This window comes from Leptolyngbya sp. AS-A5 (genome assembly GCF_039962495.1).
Classification (GTDB): Bacteria; Cyanobacteriota; Cyanobacteriia; order Leptolyngbyales; family Leptolyngbyaceae; genus Leptolyngbya.
This window is the reverse complement of the sequence record NZ_JAMPLL010000009.1, coordinates 44,615-64,757: the sequence shown is the minus strand read 5'-3', so window position 1 is coordinate 64,757 and position 20,143 is coordinate 44,615. Positions and strand designations below refer to the sequence as shown.

18 protein-coding genes are annotated in these 20,143 nt (G+C 47.9%); all 18 read left to right on the top strand.

The annotated features are described in order from the left end of the window. Window positions 1-276: 276 nt before the first annotated feature. Window positions 277-705 carry a hypothetical protein gene (locus NC980_RS12870; protein WP_190376946.1) on the top strand — a complete coding sequence of 143 codons (429 nt, stop codon included), beginning with the start codon at window positions 277-279 and terminating at the stop codon, window positions 703-705. A 234-nt stretch (window positions 706-939) separates the two neighbouring features. Next, on the top strand, window positions 940-1,749 hold the full coding sequence (locus tag NC980_RS12865) for an ABC transporter permease (protein WP_347272608.1): 810 nt from the start codon (window positions 940-942) through the stop codon (window positions 1,747-1,749). A 5-nt stretch (window positions 1,750-1,754) separates the two neighbouring features. After that, window positions 1,755-3,047, top strand: coding sequence for an ABC transporter ATP-binding protein (locus NC980_RS12860; protein WP_190376945.1), 1,293 nt, complete (start codon window positions 1,755-1,757; stop codon window positions 3,045-3,047). 46 nt (window positions 3,048-3,093) lie between these two features. Further along, on the top strand, window positions 3,094-3,924 hold the full coding sequence (locus tag NC980_RS12855; protein ID WP_190376944.1) for a hypothetical protein: 831 nt from the start codon (window positions 3,094-3,096) through the stop codon (window positions 3,922-3,924). 220 nt (window positions 3,925-4,144) lie between these two features. Further along, on the top strand, window positions 4,145-6,283 hold the full coding sequence (locus NC980_RS12850) for a GDSL-type esterase/lipase family protein (RefSeq protein WP_190376943.1): 2,139 nt from the start codon (window positions 4,145-4,147) through the stop codon (window positions 6,281-6,283). A 315-nt stretch (window positions 6,284-6,598) separates the two neighbouring features. Further along, window positions 6,599-7,552, top strand: coding sequence for a decaprenyl-phosphate phosphoribosyltransferase (locus tag NC980_RS12845; protein WP_190376942.1), 954 nt, complete (start codon window positions 6,599-6,601; stop codon window positions 7,550-7,552). Window positions 7,553-7,576: 24 nt separating this feature from the next. Continuing rightward, window positions 7,577-8,164 carry a YqeG family HAD IIIA-type phosphatase gene (locus NC980_RS12840; RefSeq protein WP_190376941.1) on the top strand — a complete coding sequence of 196 codons (588 nt, stop codon included), beginning with the start codon at window positions 7,577-7,579 and terminating at the stop codon, window positions 8,162-8,164. A gap of 147 nt (window positions 8,165-8,311) precedes the next feature. Then, on the top strand, window positions 8,312-9,124 hold the full coding sequence (locus NC980_RS12835; protein ID WP_190376940.1) for a hypothetical protein: 813 nt from the start codon (window positions 8,312-8,314) through the stop codon (window positions 9,122-9,124). 8 nt (window positions 9,125-9,132) lie between these two features. Next, on the top strand, window positions 9,133-10,470 hold the full coding sequence (locus NC980_RS12830) for a hypothetical protein (RefSeq protein ID WP_190376939.1): 1,338 nt from the start codon (window positions 9,133-9,135) through the stop codon (window positions 10,468-10,470). Further along, window positions 10,467-11,492, top strand: coding sequence for a glycosyltransferase family 4 protein (locus NC980_RS12825; protein ID WP_190376938.1), 1,026 nt, complete (start codon window positions 10,467-10,469; stop codon window positions 11,490-11,492). The genes NC980_RS12830 and NC980_RS12825 overlap by 4 nt, the downstream gene beginning before the upstream one ends. Window positions 11,493-11,504: 12 nt before the next feature. After that, complete coding sequence (locus NC980_RS12820; RefSeq protein WP_190376937.1) at window positions 11,505-12,461, top strand: glycosyltransferase; 957 nt, start codon at window positions 11,505-11,507, stop codon at window positions 12,459-12,461. A gap of 4 nt (window positions 12,462-12,465) precedes the next feature. After that, window positions 12,466-13,944: a hypothetical protein gene (locus NC980_RS12815; RefSeq protein ID WP_190376936.1), complete on the top strand. Its 1,479-nt coding sequence runs from the start codon at window positions 12,466-12,468 to the stop codon at window positions 13,942-13,944. Further along, window positions 13,941-15,056 carry a glycosyltransferase family 4 protein gene (locus NC980_RS12810; protein WP_190376935.1) on the top strand — a complete coding sequence of 372 codons (1,116 nt, stop codon included), beginning with the start codon at window positions 13,941-13,943 and terminating at the stop codon, window positions 15,054-15,056. Before NC980_RS12815 ends, NC980_RS12810 begins: the two co-directional genes overlap by 4 nt. Window positions 15,057-15,375: 319 nt before the next feature. Continuing rightward, the gene (locus NC980_RS12805; protein ID WP_190377049.1) at window positions 15,376-16,365 is read left to right on the top strand and encodes a KpsF/GutQ family sugar-phosphate isomerase; all 990 of its coding nucleotides are present in this window, start codon (window positions 15,376-15,378) and stop codon (window positions 16,363-16,365) included. 147 nt (window positions 16,366-16,512) lie between these two features. Then, window positions 16,513-17,112, top strand: coding sequence for an adenylyl-sulfate kinase (gene cysC, locus NC980_RS12800; protein WP_190376934.1), 600 nt, complete (start codon window positions 16,513-16,515; stop codon window positions 17,110-17,112). A 116-nt stretch (window positions 17,113-17,228) separates the two neighbouring features. Continuing rightward, window positions 17,229-17,945 carry a sulfotransferase family 2 domain-containing protein gene (locus NC980_RS12795; RefSeq protein ID WP_348253932.1) on the top strand — a complete coding sequence of 239 codons (717 nt, stop codon included), beginning with the start codon at window positions 17,229-17,231 and terminating at the stop codon, window positions 17,943-17,945. Window positions 17,946-18,009: 64 nt separating this feature from the next. Beyond that, on the top strand, window positions 18,010-19,176 hold the full coding sequence (locus NC980_RS12790) for an acyltransferase (protein WP_190376932.1): 1,167 nt from the start codon (window positions 18,010-18,012) through the stop codon (window positions 19,174-19,176). Window positions 19,177-19,264: 88 nt separating this feature from the next. Beyond that, window positions 19,265-20,128 (top strand): hypothetical protein, encoded by an 864-nt coding sequence (locus tag NC980_RS12785; RefSeq protein WP_190376931.1) that lies wholly within the window; start codon window positions 19,265-19,267, stop codon window positions 20,126-20,128. The last annotated feature ends 15 nt before the right edge of the window (window positions 20,129-20,143 follow it).

Sequence of the window (20,143 nt, the reverse complement as noted above, 5' to 3'; positions counted from 1 at the left end):
TAGGACGGATTCTCCAATATTGGCAAACGATAGGACGATCGCACCTTGAAGCCGCATTCAATCTAGCGGATATCAGCTTCCACATCAGAATTTTACAAAACTAGCATGAAAATTAAGCTGCATACGTAATTATCGTTTCTTCCTGATATCGGTAATTACGGTCGTAGTTCTATATAGTTCGGACTTAAAACTTAACCTTGGCTTGATGGAGCGGGCTTCGATGGTCATTTGATCTCAGTCTCTCCCCCGTAACCTTCATTCAGACAGGAGGTCGAATTGCAGAAGCGGTGTGATCGAAATCGGAAACGCTCTAAGCGGCGCAGTCTTTACTGCCCGAAGCATAGATGTTATCTGCACAGCGTTAGTCAGAAGCATCCAATCTATGCCGATCGTGCAGAACAGTTACAGCAGCGAGGACTCACTCGTCGACATGCACTACTCGCAGTTGCGACCCGAACAACAGTCATGCTGCAAGGTGAATGGCTAGAAGCTTTTTGGTGCGACGAGTGCCAAACGCGGGAGTGGTATCATGTACGGCGCTTAGAGAACAATCAATATGAAGTGTCGATCGCGCCCCCGGAGCTATGGCAGCAAGCGACAGGCGTAATTCAGCCCCAAGGAAACCCTTCCGTCAGCGAATTTACGCGTAAAAGTTCTCGTAGGACAACCTATCAAGGTGTAAAAGACTTTAGCTGTATTGGATAACGCTGGACTGAAGCTTTATGTGATCTTTGCGATCGCTTCCGCTCGTTAGAGCCAACTTAACAGCGGAAGCGAAACGCATTCTCTATGCTTCATCATCCATAAGACCCAGCATGTTGAGTCGCGCAGATTAATTGAGAAGTCATGCAAAAAAAACGGCAACGATCGAGATCCGTCAGACCCTTGCACCCCAGCCATGCAGATCAGCAGGTGGTGGTCTATCGCCCTGATAGCCAGATGCTTAATCCCCTCCGACTATTTAGAGCCATGTGGTTCGACCTCTTAGGGTCACGATCTCTTGCATGGCAACTGATACGGCGTGATATTAGCGCCAAGTACCGCCAATCTGTCCTCGGTTTATTTTGGGCATTCTTGCCCGCCCTGATTATGGCGGCTGGCTTTAGCCTTGCAAGAGGAAGCGGTGTCATTAATATCGGCAAAACGGATTTGCCTTACCCCGCTTATATTATGTTCAGTATGACGCTATGGCAGACCTTTGTTGAAGCATTAAACGCACCTGTACAAGCAGTTGCAGGCGCGAAATCTATGCTTTGTCGCGTGAATTTTCCGCGTGAGGCATTGATTCTCGCAAAGCTTGGTGAAGTTGGATTTAACTTTGGCATTAAGCTAATTTTCATTGTTGCATTGTTCTTATGGTTTCGCATTCCCGTAACCTGGAGTGCAATTCTGGCTCCTGTCGCGCTGATTCATCTCATCGCCTTTGGCACATTTTTAGGCTTGCTACTAGCTCCGATCAGCGCTCTGTACCAGGATGTTTCGATGGCACTCACGCTGATGACAGGACTGTGGCTGTTTGTCACACCAGTGGTGTATCCCATTCCTCAGACTGGCGCTTTTGCACAGATTGTGGCGCTCAATCCGGTGACTCCGCTCTTGGTCACAGTTCGAGAGTTAGCGACCACGGGGATTGTGTCGAATCCTACCGGATTCTGGATTGCAAGCGCGATCGCGCTGTTTGGCTTACTGTTTGCTTGGATTTTTTATCGGCTAGCGCTTCCGTTTGTTGTTGAGAGAATTAGTTCTTGAGAATTATGGCTGTCACCCATTCAATCGTTCCTGAATCGATCCCGTCGACTTCGCAAGAGGTGATTCTCTCGGTAAATGGAGTCTCTAAAAAGTTCTGTCGAGATTTGAAGCGATCGCTCTTTTATGGCATTCATGACATTAGCTCAGAATTAGCCGGTCGCAGACGCTCCCGTACCTCGTTGCGGTCTCATGAATTCTGGGCATTACACGATATTAGCTTTGAACTGCGGCGCGGAGAAGCACTCGGACTGGTCGGCAAAAATGGCAGCGGCAAGTCTACGCTGCTGCGGATTATCTCAGGCTTGATCCGACCCGATCAAGGACAGGTCGAAGTTCGCGGTCGCGTTGCTCCTTTGATTGCGCTTGGAGCCGGGTTTAATCCGATCCTTACAGGGCGAGAAAATATCTACGCCAATATGTCGATTTTAGGCCTGAGCAAACCGCAGATCGATCGCGTGTTTGATCAAGTCCTAGAGTTTGCTGAAATCAATGATGCGATCGATTCTCCGGTACAAAGTTATAGTTCGGGTATGGCAGCGCGATTAGGCTTTGCCTGTGCCATTCATACTGAACCGGACATTCTGCTGCTCGATGAAGTCTTAGCGGTTGGCGATTTGAGATTTCGAGCCAAGTGCTACCGCCGACTGGCAGAACTGCGCGATCGCGGAGTTGCGTTTATTTTGGTGTCGCATAGTTCCAACACAATTCTGTCGAAGTGCGATACAGCCCTGTATTTATCGAAAGGACAGCTAATTCTGTCGGGGGATGCGGCAGTCGTGACGCGACGGTATGAAAATGAACTATTTCTAGAGGGTGCACCGCCTGCAACCGGAGAACTTCAACGCCCGCAGCGAGCCACGCACGAAAGTTCTGGATTAGATATTACCGGAGTCTTTTTCCGCGATCGCAATGCCACTAAAATTACAACGCCGATCAGCGGAGAAAAGCTAGATCTTTGTATTCAATCTGAAGCACGGCATTCGATTGCTGAAACAAATATAGTTGTCTCCATTCGAGAGCGAGCAGGAGAAGGAGATAAAGTTTTAGTGCTGAGTACTCTACATGATAAAACTCCGATTCGTGTCACTGCTGGAGTGAATGAGATTCGAGTTGAATTTCCTTACCTTGGGCTAAAACCTGGCTCTTATCTATTAGATCTACATCTCTATCAGGGCAACTACATTTTGCTTGATTCGGTCAAGGAATTTAGCTTTGCAGTAGAAGGAACAGGCAGCATGAGCGAATGTTCATTTTATCAGCCTCGATGCTGGACTGCCGTTCAGACCGAAGCGGAATGAAGGTTCGATCGACAGAGAGAAACTTGATGGTTGTTTGGAGGATGTGATGAGATCGTTATTTGATGCCGTAGAAAAGCATGAAGTATTTACTGAACCTTTTCCGCATGTAGTGATTCGTGATGCGTTAGACGAAGAACTTTGTACTCAATTAATCGCTGAATTTCCTACTATCAACACCATTACTCAAAGTCCTCAGTTTGTTAGCAACGAGCGGTATAGCTATCCAGCCCGCGATGTGTTTGCTAATCCGCAGATCAGCAACCTTTGGAAGTCTTTTATTCAGCTTCATACCTCCGATCGCTTCCTCAAACAGTTCGGCACTTTGTTTGAGGATCACATTCGCCAGTATCATCCAGAGTTTGAGCAGGTAATCGGTGAGATTCGCGCACTTGAAGCAGGTGTGCGAAAAATCGATGACTTTTCGAGTGCTGATGTGTTGATGGATGCCCAAATTTGCATTAATGCGCCGGTTACTGAAGTCCCGAAGCCGATTAAGCAAGCGCACATTGATCGGCCTCAAGTTTTATTTGCTGGGCTTTACTACTTGCGACATCCAGACGATCGTTCAACGGGCGGGGATCTCGAAATTTACCGCTTCAAGTCCGGCAAACCCTACGGTTTTCAAGGACAATTTATCGACGATCGCTATGTTGAACTCGTGAAGACGGTGAAATACGATCGCAATGTCTTAGTTCTTTTTCTCAACTCAATTCATTCTTTACACGGTGTAACGGCTCGATCAATTACGAACTCTCCTCGCTGTTTTGTCAACTTAATCGGAGAAGTAAAGCAGCCTTTATTTAACTACCGCCTTTATGAAGAACAGACAAACTTAGTGCGTCAGTTTACGCGGAAACTGCGGGGATTAGTACCCTAGGAAAAGCACCGAGATTAATGTAATTTGTTGTGCGTGGCCTTGGTCGCTTGAGTAAAAGCAGTGGTTCAGCTTTCATTCTTAGAACGGATTGCTCAGATTTGAAGAAAACAGCATCAGGGTGGTTCATCCTCGCATCAAACTAAAGGTGTGCTTTCGTCTTAGCACCCTTAAACCCAATGTTCGTTTGTATCAAACATTATTCTGTTTCTAAACGCCTTTCATGTTAATCAACTATAATACCTTCTCAGGCGCGACCGGACTCGCCCTGAATGGCAATGCGTCTTTAAATGGTGGCGCTTTACAATTAACTCCCGATGCCTCACTGCAACGCGGTAGCGCTTTTTGGAATACGCCTTTATCACTGAGTGGAAACGCATCGTTCTCTACAAATTTCCAATTGCAAATTACGGGCAGTCGGGGCACAAATGGTGCAGACGGAATGACCTTTATGCTGCAAAATAGCAGCCAAGGCATCGCTGCGCTCGGAGGGGTGGGTGGACAACTCGGTTACGGAACGATCGACAAAAGCTTAGCGATTAAATTTGATACTTGGGCAAACACAGGCGAAACGAGCCGTAATTATGTTGGAGTTGTTCTGAATGGGGCTTCGGTTGGCGGAGTGGTGGGAACCGAAGCGCCCGTCGATCTCAATGGTGGCAAAGCTGTAAATGTTTGGATTGATTACGATGGGCAGACTGATAAGCTTGCTGTTTTTATTGCAGGCGACACAGCGACTAGTAAGCCCACCAATCCGCTATTTACCTACACAGTCGATCTGCTTAGTCTGCTCGGTACTCAAGCTTACACAGGCTTCAGTGCAGGCACTGGAGGGGCAACCAACGCACATCTCATCAAACAGTGGCAGTTAGATACCTCGCTCCCCACTGTACCCAACCCGACTCCTGGAACTTCGGGTTCGTTTAACTATAGCGATTTCTCTACGCTCACCGGAATCAAAACAAACGGGAGTACCTTTCAATCAGGGAACGTACTGCGATTAACCTCCGACCAACAGCTTCAAGCGGGAACTGCATTTACAACAACCCCGATCGATATCTACGGTGATACTTCATTTAGCACAAACTTTAGACTACGATTTTCAGGCCTTCGGGGAACCAATGGCAGCGACGGAATGACCTTCCTACTGCAAAATAGTAGTGCAGGTGCAAACGCAGTTGGAATTGCAGGCGGCAGCTTAGGGTATGGCGGCATTAATGATAGCTTGGCGATTAAATTTGATACTTGGCAAGGGACAGGTGAGTTAAGCAATAACTATGTTGCAGTCGTAACGAATGGCAATGCCACAAAGACCTACGACTGGGCAGATCAAAATAGAGTCACCTATTTTTCTCAAGCGCAATCGCCCTTCGACTTAAACGGCAGTGGAACGATCGTCAATGCTTGGATTGACTACAACGGAGTCACCGATAACTTACGGGTGTACGTTTCTAACACCTCTACAAAGCCAACCAATCCTTTATTCAGCGCCAGAATACAGCTTTCAAATATCGTTGGATCACAAGCCTTTGTAGGATTTACTGGGGCAACTGGTGGAGCGACTAGCACTCAGGATGTATTGAATTGGAGTTTTTCGACTTCAACTCCCCCACCACCTGCCGTTCAGTCCGGAGTGACTCGGCTTCTGACGCTAGGGGATTCGATTACCCTGGGAGTCACCTCAAGAACCGACGATCGCAATCGCACTGCAATTCCAGGCGGCTATCGTCGTGTCTTGTGGAATAAGTTCAGCGAAGCAGGTCTTAGGGTTGATTTCGTGGGTAGCGAAACCGATGGAACTTCTACAAATCCAGCATATCAATGGACAAACGGGGGAGATAAGAACGATCAAGGCATGTCAGGTTGGAGAATCGAAAAAATCATTGCCAATGTGGAGAACTATCTCAAGCGAGAGAAGCCAGACATCATTACGCTGATGATTGGAACGAACAATCTCTTTACAGATACTTCGGGAGCGCAAATGCTCAGCAGACTCAATACTCTGATTAATAAGATTACCGCATTCTCACCGAATACGAAGCTGCTGGTTGGTTCGATCCCACCTGCTTATCCTGATATCGATCGATTCGCGACTCCTGAACGAAGTCAACAACAGATGCAAATGATCACAGACTACAATAACGGCATCCCCGGACTGATCAGCAATGCTCGTGCAGCGGGTAAGAAGGTTTACTTTGTCGATATGCGATCGCTGACGCTTTCTGATCTCGCACCGCGCAGCGATGATAATGGGTTACATCCCTCAATGGCGAGCTACGACAAGATTGGCACCCTGTGGTACAACGCTTTGCTTGATCCCAACGTAGTTGGAGTGAATGGAAATACGCTGAAAGTAGCATAGAGCGATGTCGCGCCAGGATTTGAATCTCTTTCAACCTAGCGCGAAAATTCTCCGGGTTACGGCACTCAGAACTGTAAGACTGGTAAGAATGCCAGTTCGACAGAATCTTTCGTTGCGTTTTGGACAACTTCTGCCCCTCTAAATCCTTTACTAGTGGGAACTTTGAGAGCGTCGGCTCGAAGTCCTCTATTCTGACAATTTAGGCAGCAGCCTAGATTCAGTATCGCAGCGAATTCTTTCTGTCGAACTGACATGGCGACATCTCAGATTGATTAGATCATCGTGAACTGTGGCTCTTTCCTTTTCCGGCACACAATGACAACCCCTCTACTCGATCCGAGAGCCGAAAAAACGCAGCGCAAGGCTAGTCTTTTTCCCTATGTGATTGCTCTGCGCCCCCACCAGTGGACAAAGAACCTAGTTGTCTTTGCGGCTCCTCTGTTTGCCTTTTCAATCGGCCTAGAGACAGCTCTTGAGAGTGTATTTGCGTTTGCGCTCTTTTGCTGTGTTTCTAGCAGTTTTTACTTAATTAACGACATTGCAGATGTCAAAGACGATCGCGCTCATCCCATTAAATGTAAACGCCCGATCGCGTCTGGGGCCGTCAAGATTCCCGTCGCGGTTGGGATGGCAGTTACGCTCTTGACTAGTGCTTTGGTTTTTGCGTTTCTGCACTCAATAGCGTTAGGTTTTACGATGATCAGCTATGCTGCTCTTCAGACGGCGTATAATCTTCGGCTCAAGCGCATGGTGATTTTGGACATCATCGCGATTGCAATGGGGTTTGTGCTGCGAGCTTACGCGGGAGCAAGCGCGACTGAGATTCGGCTCTCGATTTGGTTTGTGCTGTGTACCGCAATGTTGGCATTGTTTCTAGGCATTGAGAAACGTAAGGCAGAATTGAGACTGCTACAGCGCAAGGGCGGAAAAACGCGATCGGTGTTACGCAAATATTCGATGTCTCTGTTGACCCGGATGGAAAGTACCGTCGTCACAGGAACGGTGCTGACTTACGCACTTTGGAGCGCGGGGCCAAAACTGTCAGGTGCCTCGACTCCTTGGATGGTGATCACATTACCGTTTGTGCTGTATGGCGTATTTCGGTATCAGTTACTGAGCGAAATCATTGGGGATGATCCAGAGTGCGACAAAACGGAGCGACCCGATGAAGTGCTGCTGACGGATCTGCCTATTTTGCTCACTGTGCTTTCCTGGGTCGCTACTGTTTTTGCGATTTTGCTGCTCAAGCACTATGAAATTCTTCAGTAAGGCGCGATCGATCGTCGTTTAAACATGACAAAGATTGGATTTTGGCTTGAGGTAATCGGTTGGAAGCTGCTTCATTTTGTTCGCTTTTCTAAACGTTTTTTACCGATTTCGCGAGTAGATTTGTTGGCAGACATCAGCTTAAGATTGCTGTATTACCACGGAATTCGCGGTGTGATATTAGATTTAGATAACACGATCGTGTCCGAGGACGATCGCTATGTTTCTCCAGAAGCAGAAGCTTGGATTGACACCGCGAAGCGAGCATCATTCAAGCTTTTGATCCTAACAAACGGGAAGCGCGAGGGGCGGATCGACTACTGGACAAAGCGCCTGGGAGTTCCAGCGATTCATCCAGCCTGCAAGCCTTTTCCAAAAGCATTTCGTCAAGCCTTGAACCGAATGCAACTCAAACCGCATCAAGTTGTTGTGATTGGGGATAGTCTTCACACTGATCGATTGGGCGCGTGGTTTGTGGGTTGCCCAATGATTCAGGTTGCCTCTTTGCCGCACCCAAAGCGATCGTGGGAGCGAGTGATCGGGCGAGTTGTGCATCGGTCTTATCCACACGATCGCGAGCTTTGGACAATCACAGATAGCAATGTTAACTGTTGATTCTGGATAAACGCACTGTACTTTCGCAAGAACAACTTGCCTCAGAGAAAATGTCATTTCTGAGGCGATTGGTGTTCTTCCTGATGATTGACGCGATCGCGTTTGGCAACCCGTTGCATTGTTTTTCAGCTATCTAACAACCTGACTATGAAGTGTGTTTCAGAACTTTACGATCGCTATCCAAACAGTGATATCTATGTGGTTGGTACTGGCGCAAGTCTGCGAGTCTTTCCCCTCTCGCTGCTAGACAACAAAATCACGATCGGACTCAACCAAGCCTGGAAAACGGTTCCAGTTCGCTACAGCATCACCATTCACCCGGAGTTGAGCATTCCAGAGTTTCTTCCCAGCGAACCTGCTCACCCAGAAATCACCTGGATCACGAAGTACGAAAAAACAAAGGGCGTGGCCACCTCTGAACAACTCCGCTATGCAGAAGAGCAGTTTTACTTTTTTGAGACGGCAGGGCGACCGAACACTCAGCCGCCGAACAAGCCATCAGACACAGGACGCATGTTAGATTGGGTACGCCGACCGACCGACGATAAGCTATATCTTTGGACTTCGATCGCTCAAGCTGGGGTTAACTTAGCAGCAAATATGGGCGCAAAAAATGTCTTTCTGATCGGCTGTGACAACTGTGCGCTGCTCGGTAACAATCACGCTCACAAACAACACACACGCTGGCGCGATGCTTCTGCCGACAGCCGCTATCGGGAGTACTATGAAGGCTTAGCAGAAATGCGTCCGGTGCTGCGAGAGCGAGGAGTCAACTTAGTCAGCTTGACTCCGTTTCTGAGCTTAGCAGCACCCGAACAAGACTTTATGCGACTTTGTGAAGACCTCGATCGACCCAGCTTGATCGAAAGCGCTGCCGATATTTCTCCAAAGCTAGACTATACAGGCTACTATGTCGATCGCTTCAAAAAATTTGCTCGTAAAGTGTTAGCCGCCCGTTGAGGCTCCCGATGAAAGCTAAAGTCATTCCACCTGTTTCTGTTGCGCTGAGTTCGTATCGTGCTGATGTAGTGATTGTGAGTTTGTTGCTGGTTGTGACAAGCATGATCACTTATGCGACTAGTCAGATGGTCGATCCAGTTTTGCTGAAAGATTTCACCGAAGATGTTTGGTTTGGCTCTGATATTGAACGTGTGTTCTCAAACATGAGCCTACGATCTGCACCGAATACGCGGGCGCGGGTGCATCCTTTGTTCGCATTGTTAGTGTTTCCCTTGGTGAAAGGGGTACGGGCGATCGCGCAAGTGCCGCCTGAAACCGCAGTCATGTTGCTCAATGCGGCGACGACTGCGATCTGGGTCGGCTTGCTATATGCGACACTGCGGTTAATGGGCTGTCGGCGGTTCGATGCGACGGTGTTTAGCGTTTTATCCTTGTCGAGCGCGGCGCTGCTTTTTTGGACGACGATCCCCGAAACTTATCTATTTGGCTCGTTGAGTCTGCTTGTGCCGTTGTTTTTGGTCGTGCTGTCCCAGACAAGAAGATTACCGCTATGGAGCTATGTGATAGTGAGTGCATTCTCGCTCAGTATCACCACGACCAATTGGATCGCGGGAATAGCGGCAACAATCGTGAATCACACCTGGAAGCGGACGATCGCTCTGACTGGAGCCGCACTCGCGATCGTTTTGGGGTTGTGGGTGGTACAGTATCGAATTTTTCCGGGGACAACTTTTATTACTGACATTGCAGGAGAAACAAACTATATCCTGCCCAAGACAGCCGGAGGCCCGTTGCAGATTGTATTGGGGTTATTTCTTCATCCGATGGTTGTTCCCGCCCTGCAAGTCATTCCCAGCAACCGCAATCAACCGGAATGGCCCATGCTGAGTGTTCAGCACTCGCTTCCTGGATCGGGGGGTATCACCGGCATGATTGCATTGCTCTTGTGGATCGCACTGCTGGGATTCGGGGCGTGGGCTTGCTGGACAGTGAGACAGAATCAGAAATTACGCATTGTCGTTGGGTTGGTACTGTTGGGACAGCTTGCTTTGCATTTGGTGTATGGCGAAGAAACCTTTCTTTATGCAATTCACATGATCCCCTTTCTCTTGATTGTGGTTGCAATGACGACGTTAACGAAATGGCGATCGCTCGTTCTGGGTTTAGCAGTGCTGCTGATTGTGTTTGCTGGGTTGAATAATGGAGCGCAGTTTTCACACGCAACTGAATTTCTTAAGTACCGGGGTCTCTTGCGGCAACAGGTTCCACAGGTGCGATCAAATCACACTGAACCTTTGATCTCTGCTCAATTCATTCAGACTTCTGTATCCCCGATCGTTTCATGAGCAATAGTGCTGCTTTTCACTTTGGACAAACAGTCCAGAAAGGAACAAAGCTGAGTCAACGGCTGCTCGCAAAGCTGCAACATCTTATAAAGATCGTTGTGCATCAGCTCAGTTGGGCGATCCAGCTTAAGACCTACGATCTGGTATTTGTCACAGATGCAGGTAATAAAGGCTGGATTTTAGATGCAATCTGTCATGAAATCGAAGCTTATTTTTCTGGAACCTGCCGCCATTATTACTCGACTCATTTTCTGCCGCCTGCAAAAGCCTACTTTTTCTCGCACTATTCGCTTTATCCTGCTGCGCTTAAAAGTACGCCTCAGATTGCGAATTCAGCTGCTCTAATTTGGTACACGCACCCCAAACCTTTAGACATTCCTGATCAAGAACTGATTGCAGCACTCAATCAAGCTTCTAAGGTGATTTGTACCTGTTCAGGCTACGAGAAACTGCTGCATTTTCAGGGGCTAGCGCCTGAGCGAACTACAGTAATCTTGGGGGCGGCTGATCCTGAACTGTTTCAGCCTCATGCACGATCGCAGGGCGCCGTTGGTTTCTGCACCGCCTACTATCCCCGCAAAGATCCCGATCGCATCTTCAACATTGTTCGAGCAATGCCGCATCGATCGTTTATTTTGCTAGGAAAAAATTGGGAGCAGTATGAACGGTTTGAAGCGTTGTGCAGCTTGAAGAACTTTACTTACATCAAAGCAAAGTATGCGGATTATCCGAAATACTATGCTCAGATGGATGTGTTTGTTTCTGCTTCTAAATTAGAAGGTGGCCCAATTCCGCTGATTGAAGCCATGATGTGCAATGTATTTCCCGTTGCCAGCAATACCGGATTTAGCACCGATATCATTCGACATGGCGAAAATGGATTTATTTTTGATATCGATGCGCCGATCGAGGAGATCTGCGATCGCATTGACCAAGCGTTCAGCCTGACCACCGATGTTCATGAAACAGTCAAGCACTTGAGTTGGAAAAACTTTTCACTGGATGTTCAAAAACTGCTGTAGGAGTAACCGCTGATGACAGACCCGATTCGGATTTTTATTGGCTCTAGCCCCAAAAACACTATCGAAGAAAGCGTTTTTCGCTATACACTGCTCAAACAAACTCAGCACCCAATCGAGATTTACGCGATCGATGGAACGAGCGGCTCTGCCAAGAATTTAACCACAGGTGAAGTGAAACGCTTGCCAGCAGGTGTGGGCGATCGGATTCAAGGCGCGACGGCGTTTTCCCTAGCACGTTGGGCAATTCCAGAATGGTGCAATCATCAAGGTCGCGCCATTTACTGTGACTCAGATCAGATTGCGCTGCAAGACATGACTGAACTCTGGAACTATGGCTTAGGCGACAGTAGCCTTGCAGCCGTTCCGGTCAAACAGGCCAAATGTTATCAGCATTATATTGCAGATTCAATGGGTGTGTTTTTACACACTGAGGAAACGTTTTATCTTGCTAGTGTCATGCTGATGGATTGCGAAAAGATTCAGTGGAATCTCAGTGAGCTTGTCGAGCTACTTGATCGCAATGCCTTTTCTTTGCCGAATTTGATGTATTTGGGAGAACAGTTCCGGCAGCATTTTAATCTAAGCGTTAGCGCATTACCGAGCGAATGGAATCACTTAGATTATGCTGATCGTGAGTCTAAAATTGTTCACTTTACGGATTTAACGAGCCAACCTTGGAGATTTCATCACAACCCGATCGCCGAGGTCTGGGAAACGGTTTTTCTAGCCGCAGTGGATGACAATGCTCTAACCCAAGCTCAGCTTGAGACTGCGTATGCAAACGGCTGGATCAATCGCAGAATCAAAGTTCTCGCTCAACTGCCAAGTCTAGTTCGCCGCCCGATCAATTGGGTTTGGCGGAGCTGGGGAGCAACAGTGTTCAAGGTAAGAACCACGCTCGATCGTCAAGTTCAGCGATTGAAATCAGGACTATTTCGCTTAACGCAGTGGAAAACTATCCGAGCTTAAAGTTATGCCCGTCGAATGTTCGCGAATTGATCAAAATCGCGTGATTGCCGATCTCGATCGCTTTGCTTGGGATGCGATTTGCGATTGGTCAGAGCATACGCAAGCCCGCACACACTACAACGGCATTGATTATGCAGAACTATCCCGATGTTTTCTGTGGGATAAAGTAGCGAGAGCCATTCGGAAGCAGACGCACCCCAAGCGATTCGAGTTTGAGCAAGCCCTGCTCGATCGTCGCCCTATTCTGAACTTACCTACGCCTAATCCAAATCAATTCAAGTTCTGGCTGAAGCGATCGCTCACCGCTCTGCAAACCTGGCAAGATGCGCGATCTCTGTCGTCAAAACGAATTTTATATGTTCCTCACGCTCATCCTACGCTGCAAACGATAGTTCGCACCTTGGCACGGACTCTTCCGGTAGTTGCGCCTGAGAACGCATTCGATCAAATCCCAGAACTCCAAACCATCCGTTTGCCTTTGTGCGGAGATTCTCCAAGGTTGGCTCAAGTCAATGAGCTGCATCGCGGTATTCTGGAGGGATTGCAGGCGTTTGCAATTGCATTATTACCTGAAGATATAGTTGTTCTTCGCGCTCAACTTGCTCAGCTTTTTCTTCGCACTGAGCAGATCGATCGAGAACTTTCGCTGCTTCGCCCTGCTGCAATTCTAGTGTTTGCGGACAATCACTTTCCAGTTCAAAGCTACGTGTTGGCTGCGCGTAAACATGGAATCAAAAGCATCATGCTCCAGCACGGGCTAGATTGTGAGCATTACTGCTTAGATGAAGCTTATGCAGATGTCATTAGCGTTTGGGGAAAGTCGAGGCTCCAGCGCTACCAGACTCAATCGGGTTGGCAACCTGAACACATTCAAGTGAATGGCAATCCAGAATATGATTCATTCAGCTTACCGCATCAGATTGATCGCGCCGGTTGCTACTGGTTATGGGCAACTCGTCCACACTGTCCCGAAAAATGCTACAGTCCTTCACGCCATCCCCAAGAAGGCATCCAAATTTTAGAATCACTGCTAACGGCATTAGCGAGATTGCCGCAGGCTCGGCTAGTGATTAAACCGCATCCACTCGATCAGATTGATTTGTATCAATCCTACCTTGATGAACATTGCCTTGCAGATCGCGTTGCAATCTCAACGGAATCGGTACGATCGTTGCTTCCAGAAGCAACCGTTGTGATCTCGGAAGATTCAACGATCGGGCTAGAAGCCATGTTTTTCGGCAAAATCGTGATTCACGCACACTTCGCTGCTTCTGAACCTGTGCTCCCATTGGTGCAATATGGTGCAGCACTGCCCGGATATTCACCGCAAATGTTACAAACAGCGCTGCAAACCCTAGAACAGTTGAGCGACACCCAATCGCTTGCCGCAGGACAGCGCCGATTTATCCAAGAGTTTGCGGACTACACTGGACAAGCTCAAGAACGAGTGACAGCAATGATTCGAGGAGTGTTAGATCAGTGAAAATTGCCTTTATTGCTGTGAACAATACTGCCCCTTGGGGCGGCAGCGAAGAACTCTGGGCGCAGACTGCGATCTACCTAGCAAAATCTGGGCATCAGGTCGCAGTCAATGTCAAGGGCTGGGCAACGAAGCCCGCTCAGATGCAAGCCATAGAAGCAGTCTGCTCAACCACCTATCGCGGCTACGATCGCAATTGGATTGAAAAGCTCAGCTTTATGGCGCAGCGCGGCAAAAGCTTTTATCGCTGGCTTGATCGAGTGCGTCCTGAGTTCGTGGTAATTTCTCAAGCTTGCAATAATGATGGGTTGCCCTGGATGGAAGCGTGTATAGCGAGAGATATTCCCTATGCCACCATTTCACAATCCGCCTCCGAGACTTATTGGTATTCTGATGACCTCAATCAACGATTAGCGATCGGTTACACACAAGCCAAAAAGTGCTACTTCGTGTCCCAGCGCAATCTGAAGTTGACAGTGAAACAAATTGCCACAGATTTGCCCCAAGCTCAAGTTGTCCGCAATCCTTTCAATGTTTCCCACACTGCGATGCGATCTTGGCGACCCACAGATGAAGGATTTAAGCTTGCTTGTGTCGGTCGAATTAACCCGATTAGCAAGGGGCAGGACATTCTGTTTGAGGTGCTGCGATCGTCCAAATGGAAAAATCGCCCGCTCACGGTTACGCTTTTCGGCGGCGGGGAACACACAGAAACACTCAAGCGATTGAAAACCCTCTGGGAGTTGCACAATATTGAATTCGGGCAGTTCACTTCCAATATCGAGGAAATTTGGGCTACCCATCACGGGCTAATTTTGCCGTCTCGGTATGAGGGATTACCGCTGGTGGTGGTAGAGGCAATGCTGTGTGGGCGGATGTGTATTGTCACGGATGTTGCAGGGAATACAGAGCTAGTTGAAGACAATGTGAATGGCTTTGTCGCAAAGGCACCGATCCCAGAATTACTGGATGAAGCATTAGAGCGAGCCTGGCAACAGCGAGAATTTTGGTACGAAATGGGCCAAGCCGCGGCTCATAAAGTTCGCGAGGTGATTCCGCCTGATCCGATCGCCGTGTTTGCCCAAGACCTTGAAGCCCTACTTCATGAAAGCTAATCTAAAGCTTACGCATTAACACTATATTCTCCGGATAATTGCCCGTTTTTTCACTGACTATTCACGTAGATCAATTTCTTTCTGAAATCTACAGATTCTCCCTGAAAGATCAATTGATGCTGGTATGAAGGGTTAGTTAAATTTCGCGCTTTATCTGAAGCAGGCTTCGACGATCGCTTTTAATCTCAGTTTCGCCCCTTGACCTGCCTCTAGTGATCACCCGGAGAGCAGGCTTTTAGTAGAGATTGCGTCTCTTGATAAATTTACGCACAAAGAATTCGCTTTCTATTCCTTGTTTACCCCCTGTGTGGAGGCTCTCATCGTGCCATTGACTCAAACTGAGCTACATTGGTCGCACGTTCAATCGCTGTTGCAACTCGAAGCAGATGCGATTGCAAAAACGGCTCAGCGACTTGATCCTCAAGCGGTGAATCTCGCAGTGACGCTATTACTAAACTGTCGTGGCAAAGTGGTACTTTCAGGGGTCGGAAAGTCTGGAATTGTCGCTCAAAAAATTGCTGCAACCCTCAACAGCATCGGGACGGTGGCTGTATTTTTGCACCCGTGTGATGCGCTACATGGCGATCTTGGAATTGTCAATGCTGCGGATGTAGGAATTGTGCTGAGCAATAGCGGCGAAACCGATGAACTGCTTCAGATGATGCCTCACCTGAAGCATCGCAACGTACCCGTGATTGCGATTTTAGGCAATCTCAGTTCAACGTTGGCACAGCAGGCAACGATCGCGCTAGATGCATCCGTTAATCGTGAAGCTTGTCCGCACAACCTAGCACCGACCACCAGCACAACAGTGGCACTCGCGCTCGGAGATGCACTGGCAATCAGCGTAATGCAACTCAAGGGCACAACCCCGGAAGAGTTCGCGTTTAATCATCCCGCAGGTCGGCTCGGAAAGCGATTAACCCTGACCGTGCACGATTTGATGCACCCGGATAGTCCGACGCTAACTTCCCAAGCCTCTTGGCTAGAAGTGATTGAAGGCATTAGTCGGGGTGGGCTTGGAGCCGTTAATATCATTGATGAGCGAGGCAAGCTGCTGGGCTTGATCACAGATGGAGATTTGCGGCGCTGCATTCAGAAAACCAAGCCAGTGGATTTAGAAACCCTAACGGCGGCTCATATCATGACCCAAAATCCGGTTTCGATTCGGCCAGAAGTGCTTGCCTACGATGCGCTGAAGCTCATGGAGAATCGTCCTTCTCAAATCTCTGTTTTATCTGTAGTAGATGAAGCGCAACACTGTATTGGGCTGTTGCGCCTGCATGACCTGTTTCGCAGCGGACTCTAGCGATCGTCCTCTTTCGCCAGCTTTAGCAAAGTAAAGCGCAACGCATTCGACTTTCTGCATAAGAATCAATGCCCCGGAGCGAAATTCCCAACGTTTGCATCAGAAGACCAATCAGTTCCCGTACATCCAGTAGGAGTATCAATGCGAATGATTTTTCAAGATCAGTCAATTCAAGCATCCGAAAATTGTCATTCTGGCCTAACCGTTTGGCTAACTGGGCTAAGTGGTGCAGGAAAAACTACTATTAGCAATGCGCTTGCTGCAATGCTGTGTCAGCAAGGATATCAGTTTGAGCTGCTCGATGGAGATGTCGTCCGTCAATCGCTCACAAAGGGGTTGGGATTTAGCAAAGCTGACCGAGAAGAAAACATTCGCAGAATTGGCTTTGTTGCCAACTTATTAACAAAGCATAATGTCATCGTGATTGTTTCAGCCATTTCGCCTTATCGCGGTGTTCGCGAGGAAGTGCGGCAACAAATTGGAGCAGATTCTTTTGTTGAAGTTTATGTGGATGCCTCGGTCGAAGTCTGTGAACAGCGCGATGTTAAGGGTCTATATCAGAAAGTTCGAGCTGGAGAAATCAAGAACTTCACGGGGATTGATGATCCTTATGAGCCGCCGATAAATCCCGATGTTGTTTGTCATACCGAGCAAGAAACCATTCAGGAAAGCACCTTGAAGATCATGGAAAAAATTGAAAGTCGTGGCTTGAGCAAGCGAATTTCGCACTTAGAATTCCAGATCTAAACGCGTTCTAGAGTGAAGCATCGGTAGAAATTGACCCATCAGCTATTAAAGCCACTATGTCCCTAACCGAATCCATCCACAAATTCAAACAAACTGCACGCCCGTTTCTCAGAGATGTGAAATACAGACTGCAAGGCAAACAGTTTGTGCATTATCTGCACATTGGCAAAACAGGCGGCACTGCATTTCACAAAGCAGTTGAACCTAACCTAATCACTGATCGATATCGGATCATCCTGCATGGTCACCCCTTCAAGCTGATGGATGTCCCGGGTGGCGAGAAAGTAATTTTCTTTTTACGCGATCCGATTAGTCGATTTGCTAGTGGATTCTATAGCCGACAACGGCAGGGACTGCCGCGCGACTTTAACCCGTGGCGACCAAATGAAGCAATCTCGTTCAATCGCTTTCAGTCTCCTCAAGCCTTAGCTGCTGCACTCTCTTCCGATGACGCTGAACTTCGAGAAGCAGCACATTATGCAATGACCAATATTGGTCACGTCAAAAGTCATTTTTGGGACTGGTTTAAGGACGAGAACTATTTTCTCAGCCGATGGGCGGATATTCTGTTTATTGGCTTTCAAGAATCGTTTGACTCAGATTTTGCCAAACTCAAACAGATCCTACAGTTACCTGACACTGTAGTTCTGCCCCAAAGCGATGAGAAAACGAATCGATCTCCCATAGGCATCAATCTGACGTTTAGCGAAACAGAACGCCAGAACTTACTGGAATGGTATGCGGCTGACTATCAGTTTCTAGATCTCTGCAAGCGATTGCTAGCGCAGGAGAATTACAGCACACAGGGGATGCAGAAGTTAATTTCACGCTAGCCGCGATCGTGCCACAGGGCTAAGTCATGGTTAGATTCCGTTTTCCTATCCCTTTCCTGTCCCTATGCAATTAGAACAGACCAGCGATCGCCGCAACACCTACATTGATTTTCTCGATCCCATCCGTGGATTTGCAATTATTGGTGTTTTTATTTTCCATGCTTTGGATGCTCTTGCCGATAACTATGCGCAGCTTCCCTGGGGAGACTGGTTTCGGACGCTACCCACACCGCGATGGTTGCTGCTAGTTACCCCCGGCACCCTCGGTTGGGCAGGCGTTGCCGTTTTCTTCGCTGTCAGTGGCTTTTGTATTCATTTGAGTTTTGCCCGTGGTCGCCAACCTAACTTTACGACCTTCTTTCTGCGGCGGTTTTTTCGCATTTACCCACCTTATCTGTTCGCGCTGATTCTCTTTGCGTTCATCATTCCGCGTCGAGAACTCGCATCAGGCCCGTTTTCAGCCTGGACGCAGTTGGGTGTGCATCTGGCGCTGATTAACAACATTGATATCCACTCGATCTATCGGGTGAATAACTCGTTTTGGAGCATTGCGATCGAGGCTCAACTCTATGTTATCTATCCAGCGCTGTTGTTTCTGGCATCCAAATTTGGTTGGCGTAAATCACTTGCGGGATTAGCAGTGCTTGAAGTCCTTTTGCGACTTGTGGCGCCCGCTCTCTTTCTCAGTTTTACAGCGCAAACGAGGATTCCCACTTGGATTGAATTTTCACCCTTTACCTACTGGTATAGCTGGTCGATCGGGGCGTGGCTGGCAGAGGCGTATTTGCTCAAGCAGCCCTTACCGTTTGCGCGATCGTCCCTCTGGCTCTGGTTTGCGCTTGCGGTTGGAACCTACTGCTTTAAGCCGCTCTATCCGTTGTCTTTTGTGTTTTTTGCGATTCTCTCTACCACCTGGATTGCCAAACTGCTGAATGGAGAGCAATTTAAGCTGCAAGTACCACAGTTCTGTACGACCTATCTCAGTCGGATTGGTCTCTTGAGCTATAGTATTTATCTGCTTCATCAGCCGTTAATGGAGCAGCTTGTGATGTTGATGATTAGACTGCGTCCTAGTTTGTTTGCAGACCCGGTCCCGAGGTTCTTAGTCGCATTATCCGCTTGGCTCTTTATTGTTCCGCTATCGGCTTTGTTGTATCGATATTGCGAGTTACCAAGCATTCGTCTGGGCAAGATTGTAATCGAAAAATTGGGAACAGCAAAGGCGCAATAAGTCTGATTCGGAAAACCGATCGACGCAATAAGGTACTCAGTTTCAACTGCTTCGAGATTAGCTGTGAATACTCAAAAATTTCAAAATCATGATGCAATCCTTATTATCTTCCAGTGTGGAGCAAGATATCGTTACTGATCCTTTTCCTTATTTCAGGACTCAAACTGCGATCGCTCCAGAAGTTTGTGCTCAGTTAATCGCTGAGTTTCCGCCTTTAGAAACTGTGACGCAAGGAATGCCCACTGCGAGTAACGAACGTTTCAGCTATCCAGCAAGACTCGCTTTATCTAACAAGGGTTTAAGTCCGCTTTGGCGTGAATTTATCGAGTATCATGTTTCTCAAGCGTTTTTGAATCAATTTGTTCAGTTATTCCAGAATCAGATTAGAGCTTGTTATCCGAATTTTGAGGCTGATTTTGGTCGTATCGATCAGTTAAGGGCAGGCATTCGCGGTCTTGATGATTTCTCGAATGCCGATGTGCTACTCGATGCTCAGATTTGTATTAACACCCCTGTTGTTGGCGCTCCTTGCTCGGTACGACGCGGGCATGTGGATGCTCCAAACAAGCTGTTTTTCGGGCTATTCTATCTTCGTCCTGAGACAGATTTCACAACCGGCGGCGACTTAGAAATTTATCGGCTAAAAGACCGAGAACAAGTTTATCGAGGTGGCTTTGTAGACGATCGCTATCTCAAACTGGTGCAGACAATTCCTTATCAAACGAATCACTGTGTGATTGGAATCAACAGTATTCGCTCGCTGCATGGTGTGACTGTTCGTAATGTCACCGATCAGCCAAGATTATTTTTTAATCTTGTCGGTGAGGTCAATCGTCCGCTGTTTGATACCAGTCCTTATGCGTTGTCGCCTACCTGGGTTGATCGCACGATCGAGCAGTCGGCGAAAGCAGTCAAAAAGCTTGCGAGAGTGGTTCGCTCAAGAACTGCTTGAAGTAGCTCAGGGTAC